General features: G+C 60.3%; 5 protein-coding genes. 1 reads left to right on the forward strand and 4 read right to left on the reverse strand.

Annotated elements, in window-relative coordinates; all coding sequences use genetic code 11:
- Positions 1 to 929 (forward strand): IS5 family transposase (locus C7411_RS36645; protein ID WP_243413480.1); only part of this gene is annotated, 929 nt, incomplete at its 5' end.
- A 365-nt stretch (positions 930 to 1294) separates the two neighbouring features.
- Here C7411_RS36645 and C7411_RS36650 read toward each other — a convergent pair.
- The 4 genes from C7411_RS36650 to C7411_RS36665 all read right to left on the reverse strand — a co-directional run.
- On the reverse strand, positions 1295 to 2056 hold the full coding sequence (locus C7411_RS36650; protein ID WP_110389023.1) for a peptidoglycan recognition protein family protein: 762 nt from the start codon (positions 2054 to 2056) through the stop codon (positions 1295 to 1297).
- Positions 2057 to 2058: 2 nt separating this feature from the next.
- Positions 2059 to 2682: a PAAR domain-containing protein gene (locus C7411_RS36655; protein WP_110389024.1), complete on the reverse strand. Its 624-nt coding sequence runs from the start codon at positions 2680 to 2682 to the stop codon at positions 2059 to 2061.
- A gap of 305 nt (positions 2683 to 2987) precedes the next feature.
- Positions 2988 to 4322 carry an ABC transporter ATP-binding protein gene (locus tag C7411_RS36660; RefSeq protein WP_042268033.1) on the reverse strand — a complete coding sequence of 445 codons (1335 nt, stop codon included), beginning with the start codon at positions 4320 to 4322 and terminating at the stop codon, positions 2988 to 2990.
- Between the two features lie 14 nt (positions 4323 to 4336).
- Positions 4337 to 5332: ABC transporter permease subunit (locus tag C7411_RS36665; RefSeq protein WP_116603305.1), on the reverse strand; the 996-nt coding region annotated here is incomplete at its 5' end.

Raw genomic sequence — 5332 nt, forward strand, 5'->3', positions numbered from 1 at the left:
GGAAACTCGCATGCACGGTTCTTAGGGGGCGGCGGCGCAGCAATGCGCCGCTGCTACCTGACGAGAAGGCGATTGCGCACCCCACCGATTCGCGCTTGCTCGAACGTTGCCGCGAACATCTGGTGAAGGCGGCTGCCCGGCACGGGCTGAAGCTGCGGCAGAACTACAACCGCGAAGCACCGCGTCTTGAGAGCCAGATCGGCCGCTATGCGCATGCGAAGCAGCACAAGCGGATGAAGAAGGCGCTGCGCACTTTGCGTTCGCGCGTGGGCCGCGTGATGCGAGACGTTGAACGGCAACTCGATGGCGTGGCGCAGCAAAGCCGGGCGGCGCTGGAAGAACTGATCGGCCACACGAAGCGGATTCTGTCGCAGAAGCAGAAGGACAAGAACAAGCTGTACGCGCTGCATGCGCCGGAGGTCGAGTGCCTGTCGAAAGGCAAAGCACGCAAGCCGTACGAATTCGGCGTAAAGGTGTCGATCACGACAACGCACAAGGAAGGGCTGGTCGTCGGAGCTCGCTCGATGCCGGGCAACCCTTATGACGGGCACACGCTAGCCGAAGCGTTGGAGCAGGCAGCGATCTTAAGCGATGTTCAGCCGGAGATTGCTGTCGTCGACCGTGGCTACAAGGGCGTCGCCGTCGATGGTGTGAAGGTCTATCACCCGGGCTTGCGACGCGGCATTACGCGCGGCCTGCGCGCGATGATCCGGCGGCGTAGCGCGATCGAGCCGGCGATCGGACACATGAAGGCCGATGGCAAGCTCGGTCGCAATTGGCTCAAGGGTGCGTTGGGCGATGCGATTCATGCGGTGCTGTGCGGCGCCGGCCATAACCTGCGGATGATCCTGCGCAGGCTGCGGCTTTTTTACGCTCTGGTTCTCGCCGCTTTGCTTAGCTTCGAAACCGCTACGCCGTCGACGGCCTAGTTCGATCTGCGCGACAAAACGAATTGTTCAGGGCCGACTACCTACTGAACGTCCCGAAGAATTCGCACCCGACATCCCTCGAGGGATTTCGAATCGCCATGAGTTATCCCGTATGCATATCTACAGTAATCGGAGAGTTCGCTGCGGACGTCGGACGACAGATCATCGACGGCTGGCGCATCACCTTCATTTGCAAAAGGATTAATAAATTCGCTTCTTAGGGTTGGGGTTTCTTTTAAAAAATACACCCTATGTCCATCATGATCAATATATGAATTATAGTATCCAACATACAAATCAAAAACGAAACCGAGCAGCCCGCCAATGACCAGCAAGACGACTACAATCCACCTTTTTCTCATGAATCACGCTCCGGGGGCCCCAAGTGATAATCTTGAACGCAGAGATTTTACAATATCCATTCCAAGATTACCGGGGCATGCTCGCCCCTGACGATTCGCAAGCCGCTGATATTCCCTGTGCCCGCCAAGCCTGTGGATATGAAAATAATCCTTCAACACACCACATAAAGCGATTGCCGCATTGAGTTGCTGAGTCGTTGGATTATCATGCTTAACGATAACCTGATCAGTCAAGATGTCGCGAATATTCTTGATTTTCTCCAGAAACGATAGATTACTGTATTCCTGCTCAAATGCCTCACCAGCCTCCACAAGATTGGCAAGAAACACAATTCCAATCTTTCCAGTATTATCTCCGGCGACATGCTCACCAATAAACCTGATATCACGCGCCTCGTATATTTCGCCTTGACATGAAACGGCGTAGTGATATCCCGCATCATTGAACGGCGGACTTCTGCCCATATCCTCCGCCTGCACACGCTGCATTTCTGCAATGGACGGCGCACCACAGGAATAGCTGCGGCCCGCGTGGTGTATAACGATGTCCTGATAGTCCCAATGGCTCGGACGCATACCTGGGCGCGGCGGTTGCGCGTGCCAGCTTGAACGCTCTATAAGCGGATACCCCTTCCGCCTCAACTGGGTGATGATGGCCTGCCGCGTCGCGGCTCTGTCATCAACCCGGATTGCGACGGCATCATTTTTATTGCCGTCCGCCGTGGTATGTGCGGTGGTCCAGTGCTCGATCGTGTAATCAGCCACTCTCAGGCCCCCTGATATGGTTTCAGGGTCCGCCTGGGCGATGAAAAGGTGGCGTGGATCTCAACCGGCTGCGCACCGTCGGTTTCAATCCTTGCATAACCGTCACTGTTAGTTTTTCCGGACTGTCTGGAACCCGCAACGTCTGCCACATAATCGCGGTTGCGAAGTGGCTCACCGGTCGCTGCGTCCCACACATAGAACCAGCGAACATGGCGGGGCACCTCCGGTTTCTGCGGCGCGGGAGATACTGCGCCCGTCGCGTTTTCAGCGATACCGCTGCGCATGGCCCCGCCGCCGTCAATGATCTTGAACTTCTGTCCATAGACAGCAACGATCCGGGGCGGAGTCGCGCATTTGCATAGAACGATGTCACCACCAACAGCCTGCCGCCGTCCACCGTTGACAAGATCAACCATGCGCCGATTGTCGGCCATACCCGCGCCATAAGTGATGGCGCCGGCGCTACCGCACTTCGCGCAATAACCCTCGTCTCCGATAAATACCATACGACGGGACGTACCACTTTCGTCCTCGATGGTCCCGATGGTTTTCTTTGTCCCGTAGACGTGGCCGCCTTCACCACTGTCGAGTGGATCGCCTTCGACCGCTGCATGGTAAATAGCCATTTGTTCCTCTACCGTTTTTCTGCTGGTTGATTCTTGCAGGCAGAAGCTCGCGCGAGCGCGCCTCCTGCGCCCCAAGGTCTGCACATTCCATCCGGATACACAGACCCGAGATTTATGATCCACAAGGCAGGGGCTGCCCGATATCAGACAAGTTTGAAAACGTATGGCCAGAAATGCAAAAAGCCGCCCCTTGTAAGGGCGGCGCAATGTCTCAAGCGTAGTTGAAGAAGGCGGCGGTTCCCGCCGGGAACCCGAAAGAATCGGGTCTCCACGACCCGCTTCCCGGACAGGAAACCAGGGGAGCCTTACGCCTCGACATCCTCGAAACTGAAGATTTCCGACTGGTCGTTATACGAGAAGACCTCGCCATAACGCGCCCACTCGATCACGGTATCGAGCGTTTCTTCGGCGTCGACATCCGAAAGCACGTCCTCCAGTTCCTGCTCGAAGCGCACGCGCGGCGCGCGATGGCCGGGCCGCTCGTCGAGCACCTTCTTGATCCGCGCCGCGAGCGGCACATTGCGCAGCAGATGATCGGCGAACATGAGCTTGCGCGCCTGCGTGCCCATCTCGGCGAACACGCGTGCGGGCGGCGTGAGCAGGACATCGCCTTCGCGCACGTCGGCAAAGCCGAGCTGCTGGAGCATTTCCACGATCGGGAACAGGTCGTCGACTTCCAGATGCAGCGAGCGCGCGATTTCCGGCATGTCGGCGCGGCCGTGGTACGGCGCGGCCGCCAGCGTCTCGATCAGACCCGCCATGATGTTGGTCGACACGTCCGGCAGACGGCTGCCCACTTCGAGACGGCGATGCGTAGCCTCGGCGGCTTCGCGCGCCGTCATCTTCGCGTAGATGTCGTCCACGAGCTTGCGGAACGCCGGGTCGAGACGGTTGCGCGGATGCTTGAACGGCACCTTGATCTCGGCCGACACGCGCCCCGGATTCGACGACAGCACGAGAATGCGGTCGCACATGAACACCGCTTCCTCGATGTTGTGCGTGACGATCAGCACCGACTTGATGGGCAGACGCCCTTGCGTCCACAGGTCGAGCAAATCGGTACGCAGCGTTTCGGCGGTCAGCACGTCGAGCGCCGAGAACGGCTCGTCCATGAGCAGAAGTGTCGGGTCGACCACGAGCGCGCGCGCGAAACCGACGCGCTGGCGCATGCCGCCCGAAAGCTCGCGCGGATAGGCGTTTTCGAAGCCGTCCAGACCGATCAGGTCGATGGCCGCCAGCGCCCGTTCGCGGCGCTCGCGCGCGCCCACGCCCTGCGCCTCGAGGCCCGCTTCCACGTTCTGCAGCACGGTGAGCCACGGGAACAACGCGAAGGTCTGGAACACCATCGACACGCCTTCGGCAGGCCCTTCGAGCGGCTTGCCGAGCCAGTTCACCTCGCCTTCGGTCGGCTCGATGAGCCCGGAGATGATCCGCAGCAGCGTGGACTTGCCCGAACCGGAACGGCCCAGCAAGCCGACGATCTCGCCCTCGCGCAGCGTGAGGTTCACGTCGTCGAGCACGAGACGCTCGTCCTCTTTCTTCGCGAAGCCGCGCGAAACATGCTTGACGGCCAGCACTTCCTGGCCGGGAGCGGGCCGCATCGGCAGCAGGTCGGATGAGACGATTTTCGGATTCAGCATGATGTCACTCCATCTCAATCGAGGCGCAGCCGGGACTCGGCGTACGTGTACAGCGGGCGCCAGAGCACGCGGTTGAACAGCGTAACGAACAGGGACATCATCGCGATGCCCAGAATGATCTTCGGGAAGTCGCCAGCGGCGGTCGTTTGTGCGATGTACGAGCCGAGGCCGTGCGCGGCGAGCTTCGTGTCGCCCCACTGCACGAACTCGGAGACGATGCTCGCATTCCATGCGCCACCGGAAGCCGTGATGGCGCCCGTGATGTAGTACGGGAAAATGCCCGGCAGCATGGCCTGCTTCCACCATTGCCAGCCGCGAATGCGGAAGTTCGTGGCCGCTTCCTTGTAATCGTTCGGATACGCGCTGGCGCCCGCGATCACGTTGAAGAGGATGTACCACTGCGTGCCGAGCACGATGAGCGGCGAGAGCCAGATGTCCGGGTTCAGGTGAAAGCGCACGATCACGATCACGAACACTGGGAACAGCAGGTTCGCCGGGAACGCCGCGAGGAACTGCGCGAGCGGCTGCACCTTCTCGGCGAGCGCCGGGCGCAGGCCGATCAGCACGCCGAGCGGCACCCAGATCACCGAAGCGATGGCGATCAGGAGCAGCACGCGCAGGAGCGTGATGAGGCCGAGCACGAACACGTGCCAGACTTCATCGAGCGTCACGCCCGTGCGTACATAGGCCACCACGCGCCACACCACGAACACGGTCAGCGCGATCACGAACGCGGCCCAGATGATGTCGCCGATGCGCGAGCGCTTGCTGATCGTGGTGACGACGGGCAGCGACTTCGGCAGTTGCACGCGCAACGGAATGCGCGCGAGCGTGGCGAGCAGGAAGCCCATCGGCACGAGCAGACGGTGAATGAGGCGCGTGCGGCGAATCAGGTCGAGCAGCCACGATTCCGGTGCGTCGCCCGAGCTCGTGTTCTCCATGCGGAACTTGTCGGCCCACGCGACGAGCGGGCGGAACAGGAACTGGTCGTAGGCGAGAATCACCACGAT

Origin of the sequence: Paraburkholderia silvatlantica (assembly GCF_003096715.1) — a bacterium.
GTDB lineage: Bacteria > Pseudomonadota > Gammaproteobacteria > Burkholderiales > Burkholderiaceae > Paraburkholderia > Paraburkholderia silvatlantica.